At 72.7% G+C, this 22,111-nt stretch carries 21 protein-coding genes; 9 read left to right on the forward strand and 12 right to left on the reverse strand.

The features are described 5' to 3' along the window. Positions 1–21: 21 nt before the first annotated feature. From Scani_RS12710 to Scani_RS12725, 4 genes are read right to left on the reverse strand one after another with little or no spacing between them, the layout of a single operon-like run. A complete protein-coding gene (locus Scani_RS12710; protein ID WP_159473965.1) occupies positions 22–636 on the reverse strand; it encodes a GTP-binding protein in 615 nt (204 codons plus the stop codon). Next, entirely contained in the window at positions 584–1,102 is a 519-nt protein-coding gene (locus Scani_RS12715) for a DUF742 domain-containing protein (RefSeq protein ID WP_371872348.1), read from the reverse strand. The genes Scani_RS12710 and Scani_RS12715 overlap by 53 nt, the downstream gene beginning before the upstream one ends. 49 nt (positions 1,103–1,151) lie before the next feature. Beyond that, positions 1,152–1,583 carry a roadblock/LC7 domain-containing protein gene (locus tag Scani_RS12720; protein ID WP_159475856.1) on the reverse strand — a complete coding sequence of 144 codons (432 nt, stop codon included), beginning with the start codon at positions 1,581–1,583 and terminating at the stop codon, positions 1,152–1,154. A 25-nt stretch (positions 1,584–1,608) separates the two neighbouring features. Next, positions 1,609–4,062: an ATP-binding protein gene (locus Scani_RS12725; RefSeq protein WP_159475859.1), complete on the reverse strand. Its 2,454-nt coding sequence runs from the start codon at positions 4,060–4,062 to the stop codon at positions 1,609–1,611. 573 nt (positions 4,063–4,635) lie between these two features. Here Scani_RS12725 and Scani_RS12730 point away from each other — a divergent pair. Next, the gene (locus Scani_RS12730; RefSeq protein ID WP_159473971.1) at positions 4,636–5,766 is read left to right on the forward strand and encodes a substrate-binding domain-containing protein; all 1,131 of its coding nucleotides are present in this window, start codon (positions 4,636–4,638) and stop codon (positions 5,764–5,766) included. A 1-nt stretch (position 5,767) separates the two neighbouring features. On the opposite strand, the gene Scani_RS12735 is transcribed toward Scani_RS12730, so the two are convergent. Then, complete coding sequence (locus Scani_RS12735) at positions 5,768–6,247, reverse strand: hypothetical protein (protein ID WP_159473974.1); 480 nt, start codon at positions 6,245–6,247, stop codon at positions 5,768–5,770. Between the two features lie 163 nt (positions 6,248–6,410). Here Scani_RS12735 and Scani_RS12740 point away from each other — a divergent pair, with 163 nt between their 5' ends. Further along, positions 6,411–6,794 (forward strand): hypothetical protein, encoded by a 384-nt coding sequence (locus Scani_RS12740; RefSeq protein ID WP_159473976.1) that lies wholly within the window; start codon positions 6,411–6,413, stop codon positions 6,792–6,794. Positions 6,795–6,977: 183 nt separating this feature from the next. Then, the gene (locus Scani_RS12745) at positions 6,978–7,703 is read left to right on the forward strand and encodes a dienelactone hydrolase family protein (protein ID WP_159473979.1); all 726 of its coding nucleotides are present in this window, start codon (positions 6,978–6,980) and stop codon (positions 7,701–7,703) included. 19 nt (positions 7,704–7,722) lie between these two features. Here the strand turns inward: Scani_RS12745 and Scani_RS12750 are convergent, their stop codons facing one another. Then, positions 7,723–8,757, reverse strand: a complete 1,035-nt coding sequence (locus Scani_RS12750) for an MDR family NADP-dependent oxidoreductase (protein WP_159473982.1) — start codon at positions 8,755–8,757, stop codon at positions 7,723–7,725. A gap of 111 nt (positions 8,758–8,868) precedes the next feature. Continuing rightward, a complete protein-coding gene (locus Scani_RS12755; RefSeq protein WP_159473985.1) occupies positions 8,869–9,396 on the reverse strand; it encodes a DinB family protein in 528 nt (175 codons plus the stop codon). Positions 9,397–9,589: 193 nt separating this feature from the next. Here Scani_RS12755 and Scani_RS12760 point away from each other — a divergent pair, with 193 nt between their 5' ends. The 4 genes from Scani_RS12760 (at position 9,590) to Scani_RS12775 (ending at position 13,978) form a co-directional block, all read left to right on the forward strand. Further along, positions 9,590–10,120 (forward strand): nuclear transport factor 2 family protein, encoded by a 531-nt coding sequence (locus Scani_RS12760; protein WP_246295736.1) that lies wholly within the window; start codon positions 9,590–9,592, stop codon positions 10,118–10,120. 70 nt (positions 10,121–10,190) lie between these two features. Continuing rightward, positions 10,191–11,411 carry a cytochrome P450 gene (locus Scani_RS12765; protein WP_246295738.1) on the forward strand — a complete coding sequence of 407 codons (1,221 nt, stop codon included), beginning with the start codon at positions 10,191–10,193 and terminating at the stop codon, positions 11,409–11,411. Positions 11,412–11,415: 4 nt separating this feature from the next. Then, positions 11,416–12,807 carry an NDP-hexose 2,3-dehydratase family protein gene (locus Scani_RS12770; protein ID WP_159473999.1) on the forward strand — a complete coding sequence of 464 codons (1,392 nt, stop codon included), beginning with the start codon at positions 11,416–11,418 and terminating at the stop codon, positions 12,805–12,807. Between the two features lie 61 nt (positions 12,808–12,868). Then, complete coding sequence (locus Scani_RS12775; RefSeq protein WP_159474002.1) at positions 12,869–13,978, forward strand: winged helix DNA-binding domain-containing protein; 1,110 nt, start codon at positions 12,869–12,871, stop codon at positions 13,976–13,978. A 60-nt stretch (positions 13,979–14,038) separates the two neighbouring features. Here Scani_RS12775 and Scani_RS12780 read toward each other — a convergent pair whose 3' ends face one another. Genes Scani_RS12780 through Scani_RS12790 form a run of 3 tightly spaced genes read right to left on the reverse strand, consistent with a single transcriptional unit; the run spans position 14,039 to position 16,868 of the window. Next, positions 14,039–14,983, reverse strand: a complete 945-nt coding sequence (locus Scani_RS12780; protein WP_159474005.1) for an NAD-dependent epimerase/dehydratase family protein — start codon at positions 14,981–14,983, stop codon at positions 14,039–14,041. A gap of 11 nt (positions 14,984–14,994) precedes the next feature. Beyond that, the gene (locus Scani_RS12785; RefSeq protein ID WP_159474008.1) at positions 14,995–15,576 is read right to left on the reverse strand and encodes a dTDP-4-dehydrorhamnose 3,5-epimerase family protein; all 582 of its coding nucleotides are present in this window, start codon (positions 15,574–15,576) and stop codon (positions 14,995–14,997) included. A gap of 59 nt (positions 15,577–15,635) precedes the next feature. Then, on the reverse strand, positions 15,636–16,868 hold the full coding sequence (locus tag Scani_RS12790; protein ID WP_159474011.1) for a class I SAM-dependent methyltransferase: 1,233 nt from the start codon (positions 16,866–16,868) through the stop codon (positions 15,636–15,638). 248 nt (positions 16,869–17,116) lie between these two features. Here Scani_RS12790 and Scani_RS12795 point away from each other — a divergent pair, with 248 nt between their 5' ends. Continuing rightward, positions 17,117–18,700, forward strand: a complete 1,584-nt coding sequence (locus Scani_RS12795; protein WP_159474014.1) for an MFS transporter — start codon at positions 17,117–17,119, stop codon at positions 18,698–18,700. Between the two features lie 193 nt (positions 18,701–18,893). Beyond that, positions 18,894–20,066 carry a winged helix DNA-binding domain-containing protein gene (locus tag Scani_RS12800; protein ID WP_159474018.1) on the forward strand — a complete coding sequence of 391 codons (1,173 nt, stop codon included), beginning with the start codon at positions 18,894–18,896 and terminating at the stop codon, positions 20,064–20,066. 85 nt (positions 20,067–20,151) lie between these two features. Here Scani_RS12800 and Scani_RS12805 read toward each other — a convergent pair whose 3' ends face one another. After that, positions 20,152–20,874, reverse strand: a complete 723-nt coding sequence (locus tag Scani_RS12805; RefSeq protein WP_159474021.1) for an SDR family oxidoreductase — start codon at positions 20,872–20,874, stop codon at positions 20,152–20,154. Positions 20,875–21,013: 139 nt separating this feature from the next. After that, positions 21,014–22,036 carry a methyltransferase gene (locus Scani_RS12810; RefSeq protein WP_218039178.1) on the reverse strand — a complete coding sequence of 341 codons (1,023 nt, stop codon included), beginning with the start codon at positions 22,034–22,036 and terminating at the stop codon, positions 21,014–21,016. Positions 22,037–22,111: the final 75 nt, after the last annotated feature.

Consider the following 22,111-nt stretch of genomic DNA (forward strand, 5'->3'; position numbering starts at 1 on the left):
GGCCCTCCGCTGTCCGGGTCGTCAGCCCGCCGCGCCGTTCTCGGCGCGGGACAGCGCGACGTCGAGGACGACGAGCAGCGCGTCCCGCACCGAGCCGGTGGCGCGGGCGTCGAAGACGACCACCGGTACGTGGGAGGAGACGTCCAGCGCCCAGCGCACCTCGTCGAGGGCGTGGTGGACCTCACCGTCGAAGGCGTTGACGGCGACCGCGAAGGGGATGCCCTTGTGCTCGAAGTAGTCCACCGCGGCGTAACAGTCGTCCAGGCGGCGGGTGTCCACGATCACCAGGGCGCCGAGCGCGCCCTCGACCACGTCGTCCCACATGAACCCGAACCGGTCCTGGCCCGGCGTGCCGAACAGATAGAGCTTCAGCGTCGGATCGATGGTGAGACAGCCGAAGTCCATGGCGACCGTGGTGGTGGTCTTGCCGGGGGTGTGGGTGAGGTCGTCCACCCCCGCCGCGACCTCGGTGATGGCGGCTTCCGTGGTCAGCGGCCGGATCTCGGAGATCGAGCCGACGGCCGTGGTCTTGCCGACGCCGAAGCCGCCGGCGATGACCAGCTTGACCGGTACCGGCGGCTGTTCAACCGCTGTCACGGAGTGCGCCTCGTGAGTCGGGGACGGCGCGGAGACCATCGATAACCCTTCGCAGTACGGAAATGTCCTGGGTGGTGCCGGCGTCCGGGACGTGCACCGCCAGATGGCCGGCGGTGCGCAGGTCCTCCGCCAGCACCCGGACGACATTGAGGTGGAGGCGGAGTCCGGCGGCCAGCTCCGCCACCGATTGCGGCCGCCGGCAGGCGGCCACGATGTCGTGTTGCTCGAAGGCGAGCGACCCCAGGGCGGTGATCCCGGACGAGGTCGCCACGATCTGGGTCTCGACCGGCAGCGACCCGCCGGTGCCGCCCCCCGCCACCCGGCCGGCGGTCAGCAGGAAGGGCCGGATCGCGGGAGCGCGGCCGACCGGCTCGGACGTGCCCGGGGCGTCGCCCGCCCCCGAACTCCCGGCTCCTGCCCCGCTCCCGGCTTCGTTCGGGCGGGGCGACCCCCACGAGCTGGGGGGACCCCCGTCCTCGTCCGGTCCTGGTTCACCGGCGGCCATCATGATCCTCTTCTCGGTACCCGTATCCCGCCTCCGCGGAGGGGAACGGTCAGCGGGCCGGTGCGGCGCCGGCGTTCTTCTTGAGCTCCATGACCAGCTGGGGGGTGAGCGCGCCGCCCGCACGGTTGGCGAACAGGGTCATCTCGTAGGCGATGTTCCCGAGCTTGGCCTCCTTCGAGGTCACCACGCCCAGGACGGCACCGCAGCCGATGGCCGACACCAGCACGTGGCCGCCCTCCAGGTCGATGATGACCTTGTTCAGGCCGCCCAGGCCGTAGTTGCCGGACGCACCGGCGGCCAGGCTCGTGACGCCCGAGACGATCGCCGCGAGCCGTTCGGAGTCGGCCTGCTCGCGCAGGCGGGAGACCGCGATCAGCAGGCCGTCGGAGGACACCGCGATGGCGTCGACGACACCGGCGGTCTCGCTGGCGAACCGGTCGAGGAGCCAGGTGAAGTCGGCCGCGGCGGCTGTGAGATCCATGGGTTCCGCCCGCTCGGGGCTGCTCTTACCTGTCGGCGTCGTCACTGCCCGACTCCTTCCGGGGTTGCTGGTGTGGCGAGGGCGCTGGGTCCCCCTGGGGCGGAGCGCTCTGTTGCTCCGCCCGGCGTACTGCGGCTTCGAATTCGTCGAGCTCGGACCGGACCGCGTCGGCGTCGACGGGCCCGCGCGGGGCCTGGGTCTCCCGGTCGGCCGCCGGAGTGGTCATGGTGAGGGTCGCGCCTCGTACCCGCCGTCGCAGCGGGCGGCCGGCCGGTGCGGAGCGCGGACCGGCCGGGGAGCCGGTCCGCTCCTCGTCCGTACGCCGCGGGAGGCGCCGGGGAAGCTCGCCCTGCCGCTCGGGGGTGACGGGCCGCCGCTCGGGGGCGGCGGAGGTCCGCACGGGGAGCGGCGTGGCGGGAGCCTGCCCGGACCCGGGCGCGGCGGGCTCAGGCGGGGCGGACGGCGCCGACGGGGCCCCGGCGCCGGGCGCCGCACCCGCACCCGCACCCGCACTGTCCGGCTCTCCGGCCTGTTCCCCGGCTTGTTCCCCGGCCTGTTCCCGCGCCTGGTCCCCGGTCTCCGTCGCGGACGGATCCGCCGCCGGGGACGGGGAGCCGACGGGGAGCACGGCCGGCAGCAGCGCGGAGGGGAGATAGATTCCGGCGGTGATGCCGCCGCCCGGTGTACGGCTGAGGGCGACGCGGATGCCCGAGCGCCGGGCGAGGATACCGACCACGAACAGGCCGAGGACCTTGGTCGGTACGAGGTCGAGCCGCTCCCGGCGGACCAGGCGGGAGTTCTCCTCGCCGAGCCGGTCGGCGCTCATGCCGAGGCCGTGGTCGATGATCTCGATCAGGGCCCCGCCGTCCGCGGTGATGTCGGTGCCGGGGCGGACGACCACCTCGACGGGGGTGTCGGACGGCGAGAACGAGACCGCGTTCTCCAGCAGTTCGGCGAGCATCAGCGTCAGGTCGTCGACCACGTCGGGTCCAACGGTGACCTCGGTCTCGGACCGCAGGGACACCCGCTGGAAGCCCTCGATCTGACCGAGCCCGGCCCGGATGACGTTGACCAGGCTGGTCGGCCGGGCCTCCAGCTCGGGGTCCCGGACGCCGGCGAGCAGCATCAGGCTGTCGGCGTTGCGCTGGAGGCGTACCGCGATGTGGTCGATGCGGTACATCCGCTGGAGCACGTCGGGGTCGGTCTCCTCGCGTTCCACGGCGTCGATCAGCATCAGCTGGCGGGAGGTCAGGTTGCTGACCCGGCGTCCGACGTTGCCGAACATCTCGGCGACGTTGCGGCGGCTGAGCACCTGCCGCTCCAGCAGCGCCGCGGCGGTGACCTGCACCTGGTTGAACGCCTCGGCCAGGTGGCCGATCTCGTCGCGCACCGGGACGGGGATCGGCCGCGGCCGGAGCGGGGTGCTGTCCGTCGACTCGTCCTCCTCGACGCGGGCGAGTTCTTCCCCGGCCACGTCGACCACCTGCTGCGCGGCGCCGGTCAGGGCCGTCAGCGGACGCACCACCGAGCGCCGGACCTGGACGGAGAAGGTCAGCCAGGAGGCGAAGCCGAGCAGCGCGAGGCCGAGCATGAGCAGCGCGTTCCGCAGGGCATCGGCGGACAGACTGTCGGCACGGGCGGCGATGTCATCGATCAGCGACCGGGTGATGTCGAGACGGGCCCCGGCCTGCCGGCTGCCCGCGGCGATCGCCTTGCGCAGCTGCTCCGGCGTCTGGCCCTGGAGCGAGCCGGGGTCGATCTGCAGCTCCGCGAACTGCGCGTCGATGCCGTTCGCCTCGGCGTCCCGCTCGATCCCGCCGAGGCGCAGGACCTGGCCCGGCGAGGCGATCCGGGCGAAGTGGGCGGCCTGTTCCTCGTAGAGCCGGTGGGCGCCGACGGCACGGGTGTATTCGGTGAGCGCGTTGGCGTCCCGGGTCTGGGCGGAGAACACCCCGCTCTCGTAGGTCGCGTGGGCGGCGTCGGCGCGCAGCACCGTGTCGAGGAGATCGGTGACCGAGGACGACGAGGTGCCCAGGAAGCGGTCGAGGCCGATGCCGTCGATCAGGTAGTCGACCGCGGCGGCGTAGGCGGGGTCGATACCGGCGGCCGGCACCGAGCCCCGCTCGACCTTGTCGCGCAGCACCGCCAGGCCCCGGACGTACTCCAGCGCCCGCGCCCCCTCCTTCGGCAAGTCGGGCCCGAACGCGGAACGCACGGTGGTGACCTGTGCGTCGGTGCTCCGCTGCGCCTGGCGGTAGGTGGCGGTCGACGGCAGTGCGGCACCGGGCCGGGCCGCCTCCTGCTCCACGGAGAGCAGCAGCGCCTGCCGGTGTTCGGCCTGGATGTCGTTGATCAGCCTGGTGACCTGCTCGCTGTCGCGCACCAGCTCTTCGGTGCGGCCGGCGTCCAGGGCCTTGTTCATCTGGCTGTCGACGCCGATGGCGAGCAGGACGCCGACGACCGCGACCGGCGCGATCACCAGAACGTTGAGCTTCCGCCGGAACGGCCAGCGGTCCAGGAGCGCACCCGTGCGCTGACGGAGCCGCGGCCCCGACGGCGAACGCCGGGAACGGTCCGGTGCGTGTGGTGGGTCCGTTGCGTCCGCAGACACCCAGGTCTCCTTACGACGTGCTCCTGAGCGGGGACCGAGAGGGTGTTGGTGCCGACCGCCGACGACGGGCACGGAGGGTGGCGATCGCGATTCCCAGCCCATGACGAGCGAAAGGATCACGCCACACCTCCGACGGCCGTGAACACTACCGCTTGTGCACGCACAGGCACCACAGGACTACCAATGATCAGGCTGTATTCAACTCTTTGTCATGTTTGGCCCGTTGTCTTCACCGGGGGGTGCGGCGTCGGGCGGGATGGCCTGGTTGGCCGGTTTCCGACGGGGAGTGGAGTATGTGGAGTGACTCGTTCCGGTGTGCGCGCTGTGTCGGCGGCGTACGCCGGGCCTGCCGGAGGCGGCTGCTCCCCGGAGCGCCGTCACCCGTAACCTGTCTCCCCCACCCCACCCGTATCCTCATCCCGCTGCCCTGCGAGGAGACCCGTGCACCCCACCCGCAAGGCGGTCGTGACCGCCGCCGCATTCCTGGTCATGGCCACCGTCGCCGGCTGTGAATCCGGCGGCGCCGCCGCGTCCCACCAGGGCTCCACCGAGCCCGGATGCCCCACCGCCCTCGCCAGGGCCAAGCAGGCGGTCAAGAAGGCCGAGGCCGTGAGCGCACCCTGGGAGGGGCCCACCACGGGACCCGAGGCCGTCCAGGACAAGACCGTCGTCTACATAGCCCAGACCCTGACCAACCCCGGCGTCGCCGGAGTCGCCCAGGGTGTCCAGGAAGCCGCGAAGATCGTCGGATGGCACGCCCGCACCCTCAACGGCCAGGGCACACCGGAGGGCCTCAAGGCCGCCTTCAAGCAGGCCCTGCGCCTCAAGCCGGACGGCATCGTCATCAGCGGATTCGACCCCTCGACGACCCCGGCGGAGGTCAAGAAGGCCCGTGCCGAGGGCATTCCGCTGGTCGGCTGGCACGCCGCGCCGACCCCCGGCAAATCCCCCGGACTCTTCAGCAACGTCACCTCCCGGGTCGAGGACGTGGCGAAGATCAGCGCTGACTGGATCATCGCCCGGTCCAACGGGCACGCGGGCGTCGTCCTGTTCACCGACGCCACGGTGCCCTTCGCGAAGCGCAAGTCCGACCTGATCAGGAAGGAACTCGCGACGTGCTCGGGCACCGAGCTGCTGAGCTACACCAACATGCCCATTCCGCAGGTCAACAGCCGGTCCATCAAGGAGGTCCGCTCGCTGCTGTCCCGTTTCGGCCGCAAGTGGACCTACTCCGCCGCCATCAACGACCTGTACTTCCAGCACGCCGCCCCCGCGCTGCGCGCCGCGGGCAAGGACGGCGCGGGTGCCCCGTTCAACATCGGTGCCGGTGACGGCGACCCGTCGGCCTTCCAGCGGGTCAACGGCAAGGAGTTCCAGGCAGCGACCGTGCCCGAGCCGCTCTCCGAACAGGGCTGGCAGATCGTCGACGAGTTCAACCGCGCCTTCAGCAAGGCCCCGGACAGCGGGTACACCGCCCCCGTCCACATCGCCACCTCCGCCAACAGCGGCGGTGCGCTCTCCTGGGACTCCGAGGGCTACCGCCAGGCGTACCGCAAGATCTGGGGCAAGTGACTCAGGAGCGGGTGCCGGTGTCGTGCGCCTGCACGCTGCGCACGAGTACGTCGTCCGCGTCGTACTGCCGGGAGACGCCGCTGCTGGTGAAGGTGTCGCCGGTGAGCCGGGCGCTCTGGTCGACGCTCACCCGGCCGAGGTAGTCGCCCTGGGAGCCCCAGACGGGTTCGGCGATCCGGAAGGTGAAGCGCCCGTCCCCGGTGCGGCTCCAACTGCCCGCGCCGCCGCCCACGATGAAGGCCGTACCGCCCGGGGTGAACTGCACGGTGCTGTCATAGGTCCGTCCCTCGAAGGACACCTTCAGGGCCCATCTCCCGACGGGGCTCGCGGCGGCCGTGCGCTCCGTGCGCGGTGCCGGGTCGCCCGCTCCCGCCGGGGCCAGGGCCGTCGACGTGCCGGCCATCGGTACCGCGGCCAGGACCGCGGCCGCCACGACGACCGCACTCCGCGGCCGTCGTGCTCCGCCTGCCGAACGCTTCATGCTGTTCCTCCCCCGCGCGCAGCGCGTCTGCTGTGGTGGACCGGTCGGGCCAGGCTGCGGCCGCCGCCTCGACGGGCGCTCGAAGCACGCTGCACGCGCGGTGCTCCAGCAAAGTGCGAGGAGCCGCCCGGACACTGGGCGGCCGCATCCCCGAGGAGGCCCGATGCCGCTCCCCCGCTCCCGCCCGGACCTCGCCGACCACACCCCGCCGCCGGCCGCGGCCGGTACCTGGCGGGCGCTGGTGCGGCGCCCCAGGGAGACCTCCACCAGCACCTTCGTCTTCACCCCGCGGGGCGCGGCCCTGCTGCTCTCCGGCACCGCCGGCTGCGGCTCCTGGAGCGCCACGGGCACATCGGCGTTCTCCTACCGGATCACCGAACCCCTCATCGACGCGGACGGCCGGTGCACGGGCTGGGTGGACATCGACCAGACGGGCGTGTGCCGGGGCGCGGCGTTCACCAGTTGCGGGGTGTCCCGGATACATGACGCACGGGGCGTCCTGCGGTACCGCGTGCCGGTGGCGATCATCGCGCGCCGGTGGGAGTGAGGGGCCGCACGCGGGCGGTCAACAGGGTGTGCGCACATCGGCCAACGATAGGGGCGTGCGGCGGACTTGGGACGGGTGAAGCGGTCGACGCCAAGCCGTTGTTCACGGCCCCGGCTGTACTCGCTGTCTGCCGGCGGTGAACACCGGCCCGACCGGGCTCGGTGATCACTACAGTCCAGCCTCATGACGACGTTCACCACGCGTACGGTCACCTACCCGGCCGACGCCCTCACGATGATCGGGCACCTCGCGCTCCCCGCCGGTGCCGACCGCCGGCCCGCGGTCCTGATCGGGCCCGAGGGGACGGGGCTCAGCGACGTCGAGCGCCGCCGGGCCGATGCCCTGGCCGAGCTGGGGTATGTGGCGCTGGCCTTCGACCTCCACGGCGGGCGCTATTTGGACGACCCTGGGGAGATGCTGGCCCGTTGCATGCCGCTGCTCGCCGACCCCGACCGGATGCGGAACATCGGCCACGCGGCGCTCGACGTGTTGCGTGCCGAACCGCGGACCGACCCCGACCGGATCGCCGCCGTCGGCTACGGCACCGGGGGCGCGATCGCGCTGGAACTCGGGCGGGACGGCGTCGACCTGCGCGCGATCGGGACCGTCAACGCGCTGACCACGGGCCGGCCGGGCGAGGCGGCACGCATTCGCTGCCCGGTGTGGGCCGGAGTCGGGTCGGAAGACCCGATCATGGCGCCCGCGCAACGGGACGCGTTCACAGCCGAGATGCAGGCCGCGGGCGTCGACTGGCGGCTCACGGTCTACGGCGGCGCCCTGCACGCCTTCCACCACCCGACGGTCGACCACATCGTGCGCCCCGGCGTCGGCCACCACCCACGACACGCACTGCGGGCCTGGCACGACATCGTCGACCTGCTCGCCGAGTGCCTGCCCGTAACGGAGTGATCCGGTCGGCTCCTGACGCTCACTCCCCGGCCGTCAGATGCAGGGCGACATTGCCGCGGTAGGCCCCCTGGAGGAGCGAGATCAGGGCGGCGGGCGCGGTCTCGATGCCGCCCTCGACGGCGGTGTGCGGGAAGACGAAGGTGCCCTCGGCCACCCACATCGCGAAGTGCCGCGTCCACTGGGTGATCTGCTCGGGGGTGTGGTAGGTCGCGAACGGCCGCAGTTCCAGATGCTTGGTGATGGCCGTCATGAGGTCGAGCCGGGGGTACGCCTGGGAGCCGTTCTGCGCGGACAGGGCGCCGCACAGGGCGAACCGCGCATGCGGGGCCGCGACCTCGATCGCGGCCTCGAACTGCTCCCCGCCGACGTTGTCGAAGAAGACCTGGATGCCGTCGGGGGCCAGCTCGCGCAGCCGGTCGACGACCGGGCCGTCGTGGTAGTCGAAGGCGTCGTCGAAGCCCAGTTCGCCCACGAGGTAGTCGACCTTCTCCTGGCTGCCGGCGCTGCCGATCACCCGGGCCGCGCCCCGGCACTTGGCGATCTGCCCGGCGAGCGAGCCCACCCCGCCGGCCGCGCCGGAGACGAACACCACGTCGCCCTTGCCGACCCGTGCGATATCGGCCATGCCGTAGTAGGCGGTGGGGCCCTGGCTCAGGTAGTACACCGGGCTGGGGAAGAGGTCCGGGTCCACCTTGAAGTAGGTGTTGGCCGGACCGCAGGAGTACTCGCTCCAGCCGGACATCGACTGGACGACGTCACCGACGGCCAGGTCGGGACTCGCGGACCGGACCACCGTGCCCAGCGCGCCCCCGCCGAGCCGCTCGCCGACCTGGAACGGCGGCAGCGGCAACGGGCAGTCGGCCCGCATCAGATCCTGGTAGGCCGCCGCCAGCGGCAGATGGTCCGTACGGACCAGGACCTCGCCGGGCGCCGGCTCCGGCACCTCGACCTCGACGATGTCGAAGTGGCCGAGGGTCAGTTCACCCTCCAAGTGCTCGGACAGCCGTACTTCCCGCGCCTTCTGCGGAATGCCGGGACCCACACCAGCGCTCATGACTCTCCTCCGTCGGCAGCCTGGGCTGAAACACCCCAGGGATATCCCGGCCCGCTCGCGGCCGCCTCGGGCGCCGGTCCAGCGCCGGGCGGTACGACGGGCCGGGTGCCGTCAGGCGTCGGGCGCGGCCTGCTGCAGGTCGAAGGCGTTGGCGCCGTCGAGGGATTCCCGGATGAGGTCGGCGTGGCCGGCGTGCCGGGCCGCCTCCCCGATCAGATGCAGCAGGATCCACCGGACCGTACGCGGCTCGTCCTGCGGGCCCCACGGGGTCTTGGGCATCGGGACCCGCTCGTCGAAGTCCTTGACCGCCCGCACCGCCTGGGCCACGTCGGCGCCCACCCGCGCGTGCTCGGCCAGCAGCCCGGTCACCGTGCCGGTCGCGGGCACCTCGAACTCGGCCTGTCCGTCGCGCTGCAGCCAGTCGGCGCCCCGGCCGGCGATGACCGGGATCCAGGCCGGCTCGCCGCGTACGGCGTGGATGAGCAGCGACGCCAGGGACAGCGTGCTGACGCTGGGGGCGCTGCGTGCCTGTTCCTCGCTGAGGCCCCCGAACGCCCGGCGCAGCGCCTCGCGGTGCTCCTGCCAGGCCGCCAGGAGCTCTTCGCATTCGTCCATCCGGGGGTCAGCCATGGTCGGCATGCCTCTCTCGCCTCTCGTCCGTGCTGGGTCCGCCGCGCCGTCCGCGGCGCCGGCCTGCACAACGTCGCAGGTCCGGCCGGGGACACGCGGCGCTGTAGTGCCTCTCCAGGGCGCGTCCAGCTCGGCACGTCACTTTGGACGGCGCCACAGACCCACCGGCGACGGTGGCGCGCCATGACCGGAAGGAGCCGATGTGTCCCAGGTAACGCAGGCAACCGTGCAGCGGGTGACCGCGGATCTGTATGTCGAGGTGCAGCAGTTCTACGCACGGCAGATGCCGCTCCTGGAAGCCCGGAAGCTGGAGGAGTTCCTGGAGACCCTGACCGAGGACGGCTCGATCGAGCACCGCCCCGGCGGCTGGAAGCTGGAAGGGCGGCAGCAGTTGCTGACCGAGATGCGGGCGCGCCGCGGGGACCCGGAGCAGCCGCTCGTCGAGGAGATCTCGGCCCGCGAGGCGCGGGAGCGCAACGTCTCGTACTACGACGGTCTGGTGTACCGCTACTGGTTCGACCGGATGCACATCGAGCCGGTCGACGAGGACACCTTGCGGGTGCGCTACCAGGCGATCGTGAGCATGACGGACGCGGCGGGCAAGGTCAGCTTCGAGCCGACGACCGTCGTGGACGACGTCCTGGTCCGTATCGACGGTGAGCTGTACACCCGTTCGCGCATCGTCACCCATGACTCCCCCGCCTGGGCCGACAAGATCCACAACCCGTCCTAGGACATGTCCGGCCACCGGCCGCCCCCGGTCCGATCCGATCCGAACCAGCCGCACACCGCGGAGGTGCCCCTTGTCCGCCTGCCCCGTCTCCGACGCGTTCCCCTTCCCCGGCTCGTCCTACAACGGCCCGGCCCCGCACTACGCCCGGCTGCGCACCGACCAGCCGGTGGTACGGGTGCGGACGGCAGGCGGTGTGGACGCCTGGCTGGTCACCCGGTACGAGGACGTCCGGGCGGCCCTGGCCGACCCCCGGCTCAGCAGGGCCCGAACCTGCAGGCCCGGGGCGCCGCGGATCGGCGGGTCGATGACGACCACGCCCGAGATGATCATTTCGCTGGACGGCGCCGAACACGCCCGGCTGCGCAAGCTGGTGGTCGGCGCGTTCACCACCCGGCGGGTCGAGCAGATGCGGCCCGGTGTGCAGAAGGTGGCCGACGAGCTGCTGGACGACATGGCCGACCGCGGCGGTCCGGTGGATCTGGTGCAGCAGCTGACGGTGCCGCTGCCGCTGACGGTCATCGGTGAGCTGCTCGGCGTCCCGCGCGAGGATCTGCGGCAGTTCGAGACCTACGCCCGCGCCTTCGCCACGGTCGACGACCGGGCCGGCGGCGAGGAGTCCCTGGCCGGACTGGCCAAGCTCAACGAGTACATCGTGGGCCTGATCGCCGACAAGCGGGCCGAGCCCGCCGACGACATGCTCTCCGACCTGATCGCGGCCCGGGACCACGACGACCGGCTCAGCGAACAGGAGCTGGTGACGTTCGGTTTCACCCTCATCGGCGCCGGTTTCGACACCACCGCCAACCAGCTCGCCAACTCCGTGCTGGCGCTGGTGGCCGGGCACCGCGACCAGTGGCGCTCGCTCGTCGAGGACCCCGGCCGGATACCCGCCGCCGTCGAGGAACTGCTGCGGCACGTCAACCTGTTCGCCACCGACACCTCGGGGTTCCCGCGGATGGCCGTGGAGGACCTGGAGATCGGCGGGGTGCACATCGCCGCGGGCGAGCCGGTCCTGCTGTCGCTCGCCTCCGCCAACCGCGACCCGGCGGTCTTCGACGACCCGGACCGGCTGGACCTCTCCCGCGGCCGCAATCCGCACATCTCGTTCGGCCACGGCATCCACTACTGCCTGGGCAAGCAGCTCGGGCGGATGGAGATGGAGATCGCCCTGGCCGGGCTGGTACGGCGCTTCCCGGACCTGCGGCTGGCCGTACCCGAGAGCGAACTGCCCTGGCACACCGGCGAGATCAACCACACCCTGACCAGCCTTCCGGTCACCTGGGGAGCCTGAGGCCATGGCCACCGCCACGCCCCCACGCACGGCAGCGGATCTGGTGGAGCGCTTCGCGCGTTCGGCCGCGGTGACCGAGGCCGGCGCGTGGCTGCGCACCGCCGAGGTCCCCGGCTGGATGGCACAGCGCCACGCGTCCCACCGCTTCGCGGTGCGGCGCATCCCGTTCGCGGCGCTGACGGGCTGGTCCTTCGCCCCCGGCACCGGGAACCTCGGGCATGACAGCGGGCGCTTCTTCACCGTGGAGGGGCTGCGGGTCTCGGTCGGCGACGGGCCGTACCCCGACTGGCAGCAGCCCGTCATCAAGCAACCGGAAGTCGGCATCCTGGGCCTCCTGGCGAAGGAGTTCGACGGGGTGCTGCACTTCCTGATGCAGGCCAAGATGGAGCCGGGAAACCGGAATCTGCTCCAGCTGTCGCCGACCGTGCAGGCCACCCGCAGCAACTACACGAAGGTGCACCGCGGCGCGGACGTGCCCTACCTCGACCACTTCCTGCGGCCCGCCCCGGGCAGTGTGGTGGCCGATTCGCTCCAGTCCGAACACGGTTCCTGGTTCTTCCGCAAGAGCAATCGGAACATGATCGTCGAAACCCGCGACGCGGTGCCGGTCGCGGAGGACTTCTGCTGGCTGACGCTGGGACAGATCGGCCGGCTGCTGCGCCGGGACAACCTGGTGAACATGGACGCCCGGACGGTCCTCGCGGGGGTGCCCACCGGCGGCGGCCCGGGGCCCGGCGGTGCGCCGTACGCCGATACGGAGCTGCTGTCGTGGTTCACCGCGGAGCGCTCCCGCCACACGGTCGGCGCCGAGCTCGTCCCCCTGGACGCGGTGACGGGCTGGCGGCGCGGGACGCACACCGTCGAGCGCCCGGACGGCCGGTACTTCCGTGTGGTGGCGGTGGCCGTCGAGGCCGGCAGCCGCGAGGTGGCGGGCTGGAGCCAGCCCCTGATCGAGCCGTGCGGACTCGGGGTCACCGCCTTCCTCACCCGCCGCATCGGGGGCGTCCCGCAGGTGCTGGTGCACGCACGGGTGGAGGGCGGCTTCCTCGACACCGTCGAACTCGGGCCGACCGTCCAGTGCGTGCCGGGCAACCACGCGGCGCTGCCCCCGGACGAGCGGCCGCCGTTCCTCGACACGGTGCTGACGGCGCCGCCCGGCCGCATCCGGTACGCGGCGGTCCACTCCGAGGAGGGCGGCCGGTTCCTCCACGCCGAGAGCCGCTATCTGCTGGTCGAGGCGTCGGACGACGCACCCGACGATGCCCTGCCGCCCGGCTACCGGTGGGTCACGCCCGGCATGCTCGGTGCGCTGGTCCGGCACGGCCACTACCTCAACGTCCAGGCGCGCAGCCTGCTCTCGCTGCTCACCACCGGCGCCGCCCGCCTCCAGGACTGACCGCGGAGCCGGGCGGCGCCGCCTCGAGCGACGGTCGAGTACGGACGGCAACAATGGGCGCATGTCCCCGCTCTCCCTGCGTACTCTCAACCGCACCTACCTGGACCGGCAGTTACTGCTCGACCGGGCCGGCCTCAGCCCCCTCGACGCCGTCCGGCATCTGATGGGCCTGCAGGGCCAGGAGCCCGACGCGCCCTATGTGGGCCTGTGGGCACGGCTCGCGGACTTCCGGCACGACGGACTGACCGCGCTGCTGCACGACCGCTCGGTCGTCCGCGCCAAGCTCCAGCGCAACACCCAGCACCTGGTGGACGCCCAGGACTTCCGCACGCTCCATCCGCTGCTCGCCCCGGTGCTCGGCAAGGCCCGCCAGGGCGCGTTCGGGCGGGCCATCCAGGGGCTGGACACGGACGATCTGGTGCGGGCGGGCCGGGAGTTGATGAGCGGCGACGGGCTCACCCGTCCGCAGCTGGGCCGTGCGCTGGCGGCCCGGTTCCCCGGCCGGGACAGCCTCGCCCTGGCCTATGCCGTGCAGTCGCTGGTGGCGCATGTGCACCCGCCGCCCAGCGGCGTCTGGGGCCGTCGCGGCGCCACCCCGCTGGTCCTCGCGGAGGAGTGGCTCGGCGGCCCGATGGCGCGGCGGCCCCGCATCGACGAGGTGATCCTGCGCTACCTCGCGGCCTACGGGCCGGCCGCGGTGCGCGACATCCAGGCGTGGTGCGGTCTGACCAGGCTGCGGGAGGTGGTCGACGGCATGCGGTCGCGGCTGCGGGTGTACCACGACGCCGCGGGCCGGGAGCTGTTCGATGTGCCGGGCGCCGCCCTCGCCGATCCGGACCGGCCCGCGCCGGTGCGTTTCCTGCCGCGCTTCGACAACCTCGTCCTCGGCCATGCGGACCGGACGCGGGTGATCGACGACGAGGACCGCAGACGGGTGATCATCGGCAGCGAGGTGAGCCCGGTGTTCCTGGTGGACGGCTTTGTGCGCGGCATCTGGTCGTGGCGGGACGGCACCGTGGAGGTCACCCCGTTCCGGCCGCTGGCACCGGACGAGGCGGCCGAGGTACGGGAGGAGGCCGGCGGGCTGCTCGGCTTTCTGCGGGGGCCCGACGGCACGGGCGCGACGGGGCGGCGCGCGACGGCCGCGACGGGCCCGGTCCTGATCGGCTGATGGCGCGCCGGAGCCGGTGGCCCCGTGGGCGGCCACCGGCTCCCCGCGTCGGCCGCCGGCTCAGGCGGGCGGCCCGCCCACGGTGTCCCACATATCGCGGAGCGAGGTGGCCAGGGCGCGGCGCGGGCGCCAGCCCAGCGACCGCTCGGCCCGGGAGCGGTCCACCTGGATCCAGTCCGCGCCGGCGCTGCGGCTGCGTACGTCGTCCCGGCGGACCCGGACGGCGTGCGGCGGCAGGCCGCTGACCGTGATCAGGGTGCGGACCAGGGTGTGGATGTCCACCGCCGTGCCCCGGCCGATGTTCATCAGGGGTTCGGCGGACCGGACGGACGCCGCGGCGAGCACCGCGTCGGCCGCGTCCCGGACGTCGACGAAGTCGCGGCGTGCCGCGGCCACCGTGACGTCGAGCCCCGCGGCCGGGTCGGCCTGCCGCAGCCGTGCCGCCAGGGCCCCGAAGAAGCTCTCCTTCGCCGGGTGCGGCCCGACGGTGTTGGTCAGCCGCAGCACCGAGGCCTGGACCTCCCCGCGGCGGACGGCCGCCAGCACCAGACGCGACGCGGTCAGCTTCGCCTGGGCGTACAGGGAGGCCGGACGCGGTGCGACGTTCTCGTCCAGGGAGGTGCCGGCCGGGACCGGGCCGTACTCGTGGATGGTGCCCAGGTGCACGAGCCGGGCCGGTTCCGCCAGCCGGGGCAGGGCGGCCAGCAGCCGTTCCACCGGGCGGACGTTGGAGTGCGCCATCTCCTCGGGCGTACTCCCCCAGCCGAGGGTGGCGTTGACCACCGTGTCCACCCCTTGGTCCGCCAGGACCGCGGCCAGCTCGGCGCCCGTGCACCGGGCCAGGTCAAGCGACAGGAACGGATGGGGGTGCAGGTGCGGCGCGTTGTTCCGGGCGATCGCGACGACGTCCGTCCCCCGGGCCGCGAAGGCCGCGCACAGGTGGCGGCCCACGCAGCCGGTGGCACCCAGGACCGCGACCCGGCGGGGCAGGTCTGTCGTGGTCATCGAGGCTCCCGTCAGACCCGTGCGCAGTCCGCGTAGCGGGGCAGCAGCCCCTGGGCCGTGGCCTGTGCGAGGCCGGGGGCGACGCGGTCGCGTGGGGAGAGGACGAAGTCGACTCCGTCCGGCCAGGGCAGGGCCAGGTCCTTGTCCAACGGGCTGACGGCCAGCTCCCGTTCGGCCCGGTAGCCGGTGGAGACCAGGTAGGACATGACGGTGTCGTCCTCCAGGGCGAGGAAGGCGTGTCCCACCCCTTCGGGGTAGTAGGCGGCCCGGCAGGTCTCCTCGTCCATGTCCACGGTGTCCCAGACGCCGAACGTCGGGGATCCCAGCCGGAGATCGACCACCACGTCGAGGGCCCGGCCGCGGGCGCAGTGGACGTACTTGGCCTGGCCGGGCGGCGCCGTGGTGAAGTGCACCCCGCGCAGCACCCCGCGGGCCGATCGGCTGTGGTTGGTCTGGGCCACCGGGAAGGGGCGGCCGACGGCGGCGAGGAACGCCTCCTCCTGCAGCGGCGAGACGAACCTCCCCCGCTGGTCGGCATGGACGTCCGGGGTGAACGCGAAGGCGCCGGACACGGCGAGCTCTCGGGTACGCACGGCTCACCACCTCCTCTGACAAGGCGTCAGGCCGATGCCGGGCGGCGCGGCCGGCGCCCTCACAGGACCGTGATTTCCGGGAGCGGGAAGACCAGCTTTCCGCCGTGGGCGAGGAAGGGGGCCTCCCGCTCGACGAAGCCGTCACGGTAGATCCAGGGCAGGACGAGCAGCTGGTCGGGGGCGAGGGCCTTGGCGTCGGCCTCGGAGACGATCGGGATACCGGTGCCGGGGGTGAAGCAGCCGGCCTTCTCCTCGTTGGGTTCGCCGATGCACGGCAGGTCGTCCGGGCCCAGGCCGCAGTACTGGAGGATGACATTGCCCTTGGTGGAGGCGCCGTACCCGACGGTCAGCTTGCCGGCCTTGCGGGAGTCCGCGAGGAACTCCACCAGCCGGTCACGGGAGTCGACGGCCCGCCGGGCGAACGCCTCGTAGGGGGCCGGGGTGTCGAGTCCCAGCTCCCGCTCGTGGGCCCGGATGCGGCCGAGGGCGGCGTGGTCGACGGGGTGCCGGCTGCCCTTCCTGGCCAGGGTGAGCGAGAGGCTGCCGCCGTACACGTCGGTGAGCCGGGCCCCGATGACCTCGAGCCCCGCGCGCTCGGCCATCCACTCGATCTGCCGCAGCGCGTAGTACTCCAGGTGCTCGTGGCAGACCACGTCGTAGGCGGTGGCCTCCAGCATGGCCGGCATATAGCTCTGCTCCATCACCCATACGCCGTCGTCGTCGAGGACGGCGGCGACGTCCCGCATGAAGTCGAGCGGGCGCGGGAGGTCGTAGAACATCGCGATGGAGGTGACCGCCTTGGCGCGCCGGGCGCCGAACCGCTCGGTGAAGACCTGGCGGGAGAAGAAGTCGGTGACGAGTTCCGCGTCCGGCGGGTAGGAGGCGCGGAACTTCTCCCCCGAGGGGTCGATGCCGGCCAGGGTGACGCCGTTGCGGGGGTAGCAGCCCAGCAGGGTGCCGTCGTTGCTGCCGATGTCCAGCACCAGGTCGCCGGGGCCGGGTGCGACCCGTTCGGTGATCGCCGCCACCTTGCCGCGCAGGTGCTCGATCATGAACGGCCGGATGCCCGAACGGTATCCGTAGTGCTCGCCGTACATCAGCCCGAGGTCGGCGGTGTGCCGCAGCTGCAGCAGACCGCAGCCGTCGGGCGAGCACAGCACCAGCTCCAGCGGGACGGTGGGCACCTGCTGCTCCGGCGTCGCCGGGAAGACGCCGGTGAGGGCGGAGGGGCCCAGGTCGAGCACGGGCAACAGCGTGCGGTTGTCGCAGATGCGGCAGGCATCGATGACCATTCGTCCTCCAGGGCGCGTCGAACGGCGAGCCGGGCCGGCTCGGACGCCACCACCGTCGTGGACCGGACTCGAACGCCCGTGGAGTGTCGCTGAAGGCCTGCGCCCCACCGTCCTGCGGCCGGCCCGCCGCTGTCGTGGTCCGGCGTACCGGAGGCGGAACTCCCGGCTCCGGCGAGACCCGAGCGAGGCTCTAGCGCGGTACAGCAAGCTCGGTCGTCCCGCCCGAACCCCCGTATCAGGAGAGGCCCATGAGCTCCGCCCGCGAAACAGCGGCAGAACCGGTCGCGGATGCCCGGCGCTGGATGGCACTGGCCGTATTACTGACCGCGACCCTGCTGGATCTGCTCGACGCGACGATCATCAACATCGCGATTCCGAGCATCCAGCGGGACATCCATGCTTCCTACACGGCCGTGCAGTGGATCGCGGCAGGCTATACGCTCGCGTTCGCCATCGGCCTGGTCACCGGTGGCCGGCTCGGCGACATCTTCGGACGCAAGAAAGTCTTCCTGCTCGCCATGGCCGGCTTCACCCTCGCGTCCGCGGTGTCGGGCCTGGCGACCGGCCCGGACATGCTGATCATCTCCCGTGTGCTGCAGGGCGGGATGGCCGCGATGATGGTGCCGCAGGTGCTGTCGATCATCCATGTCACCTTCGCTCCGGAGGAGAGCGGCAAGGTCTTCGGAATGTTCGGAGCCGTCTGCGGCATCGGGGCGGTCTCCGGCCCGGTCCTCGGCGCCCTGCTGACCGAGTGGAACCTCTTCGGCCTCGAATGGCGCCCGATCTTCCTGGTCAACCTGCCGATCGGGATCGCCGGTCTGATCCTCGGGCACCGCTTCGTCCGCGAGTCCAAGGCGCCCAGCGCGCCACGCCTGGACCTGGTCGGCGTCACGCTCGTCACGCTCGCCCTGTTCATGCTGCTCTTCCCGCTCACCCGCGGCCGTGACCTGGGCTGGCCGGCCTGGTGCCTGGCCTCCATGGCCGGCAGCGTCGTGGTGTTCGTGCTGTTCGTCCTGCACCAGCGCACCAAGGTCCGCCAGAACGCCTCCCCGCTGCTGGAGCTCTCGCTGTTCCGCATCCGGAGCTTCGCGGCCGGCATCGCCGTGCAGCTGACCTTCGGCACCTCCTTCGGTCTCTTCTCCCTGACCGGGGCGCTGTACATGCAGGTCGGCCTGGGCTGGACGCCGTTGCGGGCCGCGCTGACGAGCCTGCTGTTCGGCGCGACGATGGCCGGCGTCGCCATGGTCGCCGTACCGAAGCTGGTGCCGCGGTTCGGCCGGAAGGTGCTGCAGGCCGGGGCGCTGCTGATGATCGTCGGACTGGGTCTCTACGGCTGGATCGCCCACCAGCAGGGCACCGCGGTCACTCCGGCGCAGATCGCCGTCCCCCTGATCGTGGGGGGCTGCGGCCTCGGCATGATCATGGCGCCGCTGACCAGCGCGGTGCTCTCCGAAGTGCCCGGCCAGCACGCCGGTTCCGCCTCGGGGCTGATCAACACGATCAACCAGGTCGGCCTGTCCCTGGGCCTGGGTCTGACGTCGGTGGCCTTCTTCACCGTCGTGGACGACGCCGGGCAGCCGGCGGCGACCGGCGGTACGGCCTTCATCACGGCCTTCACCCACTCGCTGTGGTGGGTGATCGGCGGTATGGCACTGGCCTTCCTGCTGATGTTCGCCCTGCCGAAGGCCGCCGGGGCCCAGTTCGCACCGCCCGCCGAGGACGACGCCGAAGACCCGGCCGCCGCCCCCGGCACCTCGTCGGCCGACGGCTCCCCGGCGCCGCGCGGCGAGTCCGCGCCGATCGCGAACGAACCGACACCCACCGTCGGCTGACCCCCCGCCCGCAGCCGCGCCCGACCGCGCCGGCCCGTGGCCCCTCCCGGGCCCGCGGGCCGGCCGTCGTGTCGCGCCGCATACGGCACGGCGAGTCGAGGGCCGGTCGAGCCAAACACGGGCCCCAGTCGGTAGGTTCACCAGTCCGGGTGCCGCGGGGGACGGCACCGCGAGAAACAGGAAGTGATCACTGATGAGCGACACCACGTCCGACGTCGTCCGGCTGCGGTGGCCGGCGGTCTCGGCCCGGCGTCTGGAGCGCAGCGCGCTCGCCGCGCCGTCACCGCATCTGGACCCCGCCGGGATCGTCGGCGCCCTGTGCGGTGCGCACGCCCAGGTGCTGAGCGCCGCCGAACTGTCCATCGGCATGCGGGGCGAGGGCATCACCCGGAGCGTGGTGCGCAAGGCGCTGTGGGACGAGGCCGCGCTGATCAAGATGTACGGGCCGCGGGGCACCGTCCATCTGCTGCCGGCCGCCGAACTGCCGATGTGGGTGGGCGCCCTGACCGCCCTGCCGCTCTCGCCCAGCGCGTTCCCCAAGGACGTCCGGATGACGGACGGGCAGACGGAGGAGGTCGTCGCGGCGATCGGCTCGGCCCTGCAGGACGCCGAACTGACCATCGACGAGCTCAGCGAGGCCGTCATCGAGGCCACCGGCCCCTGGGCCGGTGACCTGGTCATGCCGGCCTTCCAGGGCATGTGGCCGCGCTGGCGGCAGGCCATCACCCTCGCCTCGCACCGCGGGCAGCTGTGCTTCGGCCCCAACCGCGGCCGCAAGGTGACGTACACCCACCCGCGGCTGCCGGCCGGGGCCCGCGCCACGGACGGCACGGCGGCGCTGGCCGGTCTCGTGGAGCGGTACCTGCACGCCTACGGCCCGGCCACACCGCAGCACTTCGCGCGGTGGCTCAATGTCTCACCACGCTGGGCCGGCGAGCTGTTCGACTCCCTGGGCGGTGCGCTCCAGCGCGTCGACCTGGAGGGCACCGAGGCCTGGGTGAACGCGGGCGACACCGACATGCCCGCGGAACCGCCGCGCGGGGTGCGGCTGCTGCCGTACTTCGACGCCTATGTGGTGGCCTGCCGGCCCCGTGACCGGCTCTACCCGGGGGCCATGGCCGAGCGGGCGCTGACACCGAGCGGCCAGGCCGGCAACTATCCGGTCCTGCTGGTCGACGGCGTGGTGAGCGGCGTCTGGCACCAGCGGCGGTCCGGCCGCCGGCTGACCGTCACCGTCGAGCCGAGCACCCCCCTGACGACCGCGCAGCGCGCGGAGCTCGACGTCCAGGTGGAGCGGCTGGAAGCCGTGCTGGAGGGGGCCGCCGAGCTGACGATCGGGAAGGTGAGCGTCGGCCCCCACGCGTGACGGCGGCCGCACACGGTCCGGCCCGGCCGGGCGCCGCGGGTCCGCGCGGCGCCCGGCCGGGCCTTTCGCGCTCATGGCTCGGTGATCACCACGCCACGGTGCCGGCGTCGTTGAGGAAGCGGCCGGTCGGGCCGTCCGCGCCGAGGGTCGCGAGCCGCACCTCGATCTCGGCGCCCTCCTCCGCCGTGCGCTCGCCGACGCCCCAGTTGATGTCGGTGGCGACGAAGCCGGGCGAGCAGGCGTTGACCTTGACGGCCGTGCCCCGCAGCTCGTTCGCGTACAGCACGGTCAGCATGTTCACCGCCGCCTTCGAGACGCTGTACGCGGTCATCGCCGGCATCTCGGAGCCGTCCAGCCAGGCGGGCAGCCCCATTTCGCTGGAGACGTTGACGATCCGGCCGGCCGGCGAGCGCCGGATCAGCGGCAGCAGCGCATTGGTGACCTCGACCAGGCCGGCCACATTCGTCTCCAGGGTCGCCCACAGGGCCTCGCGGGTCAGCTCGCTCGGCGCGCCGGCCGGCCATTCGACATTGATCCCGGCGTTGTTGACGAGGATGTCCAGCCGCCCGTACCGCTCGTCGACGTACCGTGCGGCGGCGGCGACACCGGCGGCGTCCGTGACATCGAGGGGCACGGCGTGCGCGTCCGCGCCCTCCTCGCGCAGCGTCTTGGCGGCGGCCTCGCCGCGCGCCGGATCGCGGGCGCCCAGCAGGACGACGACGCCCTGGGCGCCCAGCCGCCGGGCGGCCTGGTAGCCGATGCCCTTGTTGGCGCCGGTGATCAGTGCAATCTTCGCGGTGGCAGTCATGGGGCGAGGCTGCCACCGTGCGCTAGGGCGCGGCTGGTCCCCGGCTCAGCACCCGTGACGGCCCCGTCCCGCGGGGTCCGCGCACGGCACAGGGGCACCACCGCGGCGCACGGCGGTGGCCCCCCTGTCCCGGAACGGTTCAGAGCGCGGCGCCGGTGGGCACCGCCTCCACGATGCTCAGGGACGAGTCCGTGCCGATGACCCTCTGCACCCGGAACCCGGCCTCGGTGAGCAGCGCCGTGTACTCGTCCTCGGTCCGCTCCTGGCCGCCGGCCATGACGAGCATCGCCAGGTCGAACGCCTTGCTGGAGTGCGGAGTGTCCCCGACCGGGATCACCCGCTCGATGAGCAGCAGCGTGCCGTCGGGCTTCATCGCCCGCCGGCAGCCGGTGAGGATGGCGACGACCTCCCGGTCGGTCCAGCCGTGCAGCACCGACTTCATCATGTACCGGTCGCCGCCGGCGGGGAGTTCGCCGAAGAGGTCGCCGCCGACGATCTCGCAGCGGCCGGTGAGCCCGGCGTCGCCGATCCGGTTCCGCTCGACGACATGCGGCAGGTCGAACAGCACACCGGCGGTCTCCGGGTGGGCCTCCAGGACCGTGGCCAGCAGGGTGCCGTCACCGCCGCCGATGTCCACCAGCCGGGCGGTGCCGGAGAAGTCGTAGGCCGCCACGATCGCGTCGCGCTCGATCCGGCTGTGCTCGTGCATCGCGGTGTCGAAGTCCGCGCCCTCGTCGGGGTGTTCTTGCAGATAGTCCCAGACGGGCTGCCCGAAGGCGGTGGTGAACGCCCCTTCGCCGGTGCGCAGCACCTCCTCGGCATGCTGGAACGTCGTCGCGGTCAGCCGGCCGGCCTGCGCCACGGTCGCCCGGACGGAGCGCGGGTGGTCGGAGCGCAGGCACTCGCCGACCGGGGTGAGGCCGAAGCGGCCGCTCTCCACCTCGGTGAACACCCCGCGGCCGGCCAGCGCCCGCAGCAGGCGGTAGAGGGCCGCCGGCCGGGTGGAGCTGGCCTCGGCGAGCTCCGCCGTCGGGCGCGGGCCGTCCGCCAGCAGATCGGCGATCTTCAGCTCCGCCGCCAGATGCAGCGCCCGTGCGTAGATGAAGCTCTCACTGATTTCCAGCAGTCGCAGACTGCCGTCCTGTGCGCTGTCGCTGCCCATCGGCTGATCCCACTCCTTCGTCCGTTGCGCTGAGGTCTTGTCCACCGGGGGCACCGGGTGCGGTGCCGTGTGCGG

The organism is Streptomyces caniferus, from assembly GCF_009811555.1.
Taxonomy (GTDB): Bacteria; Actinomycetota; Actinomycetes; order Streptomycetales; family Streptomycetaceae; genus Streptomyces; species Streptomyces caniferus.

Coding starts and splice junctions, on each gene's coding strand:
- Scani_RS12745 (WP_159473979.1), top strand. CDS start 6,978: ATGACGACGTTCACCACGCGTACGGTCACCTACCCGGCCGACGCCCTC.
- Scani_RS12770 (WP_159473999.1), top strand. CDS start 11,416: ATGGCCACCGCCACGCCCCCACGCACGGCAGCGGATCTGGTGGAGCGC.
- Scani_RS12715 (WP_371872348.1), bottom strand. CDS start 1,102: ATGGCCGCCGGTGAACCAGGACCGGACGAGGACGGGGGTCCCCCCAGC.
- Scani_RS12710 (WP_159473965.1), bottom strand. CDS start 636: ATGGTCTCCGCGCCGTCCCCGACTCACGAGGCGCACTCCGTGACAGCG.
- Scani_RS12775 (WP_159474002.1), top strand. CDS start 12,869: ATGTCCCCGCTCTCCCTGCGTACTCTCAACCGCACCTACCTGGACCGG.
- Scani_RS12810 (WP_218039178.1), bottom strand. CDS start 22,036: ATGGGCAGCGACAGCGCACAGGACGGCAGTCTGCGACTGCTGGAAATC.
- Scani_RS12780 (WP_159474005.1), bottom strand. CDS start 14,983: ATGACCACGACAGACCTGCCCCGCCGGGTCGCGGTCCTGGGTGCCACC.
- Scani_RS12790 (WP_159474011.1), bottom strand. CDS start 16,868: ATGGTCATCGATGCCTGCCGCATCTGCGACAACCGCACGCTGTTGCCC.
- Scani_RS12750 (WP_159473982.1), bottom strand. CDS start 8,757: ATGAGCGCTGGTGTGGGTCCCGGCATTCCGCAGAAGGCGCGGGAAGTA.
- Scani_RS12755 (WP_159473985.1), bottom strand. CDS start 9,396: ATGCCGACCATGGCTGACCCCCGGATGGACGAATGCGAAGAGCTCCTG.
- Scani_RS12805 (WP_159474021.1), bottom strand. CDS start 20,874: ATGACTGCCACCGCGAAGATTGCACTGATCACCGGCGCCAACAAGGGC.
- Scani_RS12740 (WP_159473976.1), top strand. CDS start 6,411: ATGCCGCTCCCCCGCTCCCGCCCGGACCTCGCCGACCACACCCCGCCG.
- Scani_RS12720 (WP_159475856.1), bottom strand. CDS start 1,583: ATGGATCTCACAGCCGCCGCGGCCGACTTCACCTGGCTCCTCGACCGG.
- Scani_RS12735 (WP_159473974.1), bottom strand. CDS start 6,247: ATGAAGCGTTCGGCAGGCGGAGCACGACGGCCGCGGAGTGCGGTCGTC.
- Scani_RS12800 (WP_159474018.1), top strand. CDS start 18,894: ATGAGCGACACCACGTCCGACGTCGTCCGGCTGCGGTGGCCGGCGGTC.
- Scani_RS12795 (WP_159474014.1), top strand. CDS start 17,117: ATGAGCTCCGCCCGCGAAACAGCGGCAGAACCGGTCGCGGATGCCCGG.